The 3072-nt window shown below is 44.2% G+C and carries 2 protein-coding genes and 1 pseudogene; all 3 read left to right on the top strand.

Annotated elements, in window-relative coordinates; all coding sequences use genetic code 11:
- Positions 1–768: elongation factor 4 family protein (locus F6K20_RS31485; protein ID WP_502708902.1), on the top strand; the 768-nt coding region annotated here is incomplete at its 5' end.
- A gap of 275 nt (positions 769–1043) precedes the next feature.
- Positions 1044–1994 (top strand): UDP-glucuronic acid decarboxylase family protein, encoded by a 951-nt coding sequence (locus F6K20_RS31490; protein ID WP_008178712.1) that lies wholly within the window; start codon positions 1044–1046, stop codon positions 1992–1994.
- Between the two features lie 111 nt (positions 1995–2105).
- Positions 2106–2945 (top strand): annotated as a pseudogene (locus tag F6K20_RS31495) (UDP-glucose dehydrogenase family protein); the annotation flags it as partial.
- Positions 2946–3072 lie beyond the last annotated feature (127 nt).

Genomic DNA, 3072 nt, shown 5'->3' on the forward strand with positions numbered 1-3072 from the left:
TGCTTGCTGCACATGGAAATTGTTCAAGAGCGCCTGGAAAGGGAATATGATTTGGAGCTAATCACCACCGCCCCTTCAGTGGTCTATCAAGTGACCACCAATCAGGGAGAAGTCCTTGAAATTGATAATCCGAGTACCCTGCCATCCCCCCAAGAACGGGAAAAAATTGCCGAACCCTATGTCCGGGTAGAAATGATTACCCCAGAAACCTATGTTGGGACTCTGATGGAACTCTGTCAAAGCCGCCGTGGGGATTTTAAGGATATGACTTATCTTGCCCAAGGACGGACTACTTTAATTTATGAATTACCCCTAGCAGAAGTGGTTACTGACTTTTTTGATCAAATGAAGTCTCGCTCTCGGGGTTATGCCAGTATGGAGTACCAGCTCATTGGTTACCGAGATAATCCCTTAGTCAAGCTGGATCTACTGATTAATGCGGAGCCTGTGGACTCCCTGGCAGTAATTGTTCACCGAGACAAAGCTTACTATGTGGGTCGTACCTTGGTGGAGAAACTCAAGGAACTCATTCCCCGACACCAATTTAAAATTCCTCTTCAAGCGGCTATTGGTAGTCGAGTCATTGCTAGTGAACATATTCCGGCTTTGAGAAAAGATGTATTGGCTAAATGCTACGGTGGTGACATTTCCCGGAAGAAAAAACTTCTCCAAAAGCAGGCAAAAGGTAAAAAGCGGATGAAAGCTGTAGGGACTGTTGATGTTCCTCAGGAAGCGTTTATGGCAGTATTGCGTCTTGACCAAGGCTAGAGGGGGGATTCAGTCATTAAAAGTCCAGACCTGAAAGCCAAGTACTAATCTCGGAATGCTTACTACCAACCTAGTAATTCTCAACCGGTTAGCCAAGAGAATTCGATGATAACCTTCGGTAATTACGGAATTGGTTTTCAAGGTAGGTGAAAAACTATATGGAGAGATATATATCCGGACTTTTTGCCATAAATTAAGTAAAAATTGTCTAACTGGACACTGTTAAATTCAGAGGTTAGTTTAGGATTGATTTCACATCACAAAAGTTCAGTGGCATGAGAATACTAGTTACTGGTGGGGCTGGTTTTATCGGCTCCCATCTAATTGATCGTTTGATGGCAGAAGGTCATGAAGTTATTTGTCTGGATAACTTCTACACTGGTCACAAACGGAATATCCTGAAATGGCTGGCACACCCCTACTTTGAGTTGGTCCGCCACGACATCACTGAACCGATTCGGTTAGAAGTTGATCAAATATACCACCTCGCTTGTCCAGCATCCCCAGTTCACTACCAATACAATCCCGTCAAGACTATCAAAACCAATGTCATGGGTACCCTATACATGTTAGGGTTAGCCAAACGGGTGAAGGCGAGATTATTATTAGCCTCCACGTCTGAGGTATATGGGGATCCGGATGTCCATCCCCAGTCAGAAGATTATCGGGGTAATGTCAATCCCATTGGGATTCGCAGTTGTTACGATGAAGGCAAGCGAGTGGCAGAAACCCTCGCATTTGACTACCATCGACAAAATGGTGTAGACATTCGTGTAGCCCGCATTTTTAACACCTACGGTCCTCGAATGCTGGAAAATGATGGGCGAGTCGTTAGCAATTTTGTGGTGCAAGCTCTGAAGGGGGAAGCCTTAACGGTTTATGGGGATGGTTCACAGACCCGAAGTTTCTGCTATGTCTCCGACTTAGTCGAAGGACTAATTCGACTTATGAATAATGACCATACCGGACCGATTAATCTCGGGAATCCTGGAGAATACACTATATTAGAACTCGCTCAGGCGATTCAGAAAATGGTGAATCCTGATACAGAAATTATCTTTAAGCCTCTACCTCAGGATGACCCCCGACGTCGGCAACCAGACATTAGTAAAGCTAAAACCTTACTAGGTTGGGAACCTACTATTACTTTGTCAGAAGGGTTAGATTTCACAGTGTCCGATTTCCGTAAGCGTTTAACTCCTCAAGAGGAAAACAATCAGATTTAATTAAATCAATCAACCTCAGGTCAGGGTGCCAATACTATCTGTGGCTCCAACCGTGAGACTTTCTTAACCTTTACTAACCATTGAAGTTTATATTAATTGAGGTATAGGTCCATGCGCGTTTGTGTGATTGGTACAGGATATGTGGGCTTAGTAACTGGCGCTTGCTTAGCCCATATCGGTCATCAAGTAATCTGTGTAGACAACAACGAAGAAAAAGTTAAGCTGATGAAATCTGGACAGTCGCCCATCTATGAACCAGGACTGTCGGAAATAATGCAGGAGTCAGCTAATGCAGGTAGACTTGAGTTTACCACAGATTTGGCGGCTGGGGTAGACCATGGGGAAATTTTATTCATTGCAGTGGGAACTCCCCCCCTACCTACCGGAGAAAGTGACACTCGTTATGTGGAAGCTGTGGCCAGAGGGATTGGATCCCATCTCAAGGATGGTTACAAAGTAATTGTCAACAAATCAACGGTACCCATTGGTTCTGGAGATTGGGTAAGGATGATTGTCCTAGATGGGGTAGCTGAACGCCAGAAATCTTTGGTAACTGCAGGAGGGCAAGCTGAAACTGAACCAGCAGAAGACATTACCGCGGATTTTGATGTGGTCAGTAATCCAGAGTTTCTCCGAGAAGGTTCAGCAGTTTACGATACCTTTAATCCAGACCGTATTGTCCTAGGAGGCAATAGCGAAAAAGCGATCGCAATGATGAAGGAACTGTATCAACCAATTGTCGAACGCCAGTTTGCTGAAGACAAATCCCTTCCCCCAGTTCCAGTGCTAGGTACAGATCTCAGCTCAGCTGAGATGATTAAATATGCGGCTAATGCCTTTTTGGCTACTAAAATTAGCTTTATTAATGAAATTGCCAATATTTGCGATCGCGTAGGTGCTGATGTTACCCAAGTTGCCCAAGGAATTGGTTTAGATTCCCGGATTGGCAACATAGTGAAGTTCAAAAAGGTATTCCTGGACTAGACATTAACTATACGTTTGCTGCCACGTTATTTTTTGGTGCTTTAACAGTAGCAAAATGGGCGTATAGCCACCAAAATTTGATTGCTAATGCAGC

The sequence above is a fragment of the Moorena sp. SIO2C4 genome (genome assembly GCF_010672485.1).
Taxonomy (GTDB): domain Bacteria; phylum Cyanobacteriota; class Cyanobacteriia; order Cyanobacteriales; family Coleofasciculaceae; genus Moorena; species Moorena producens.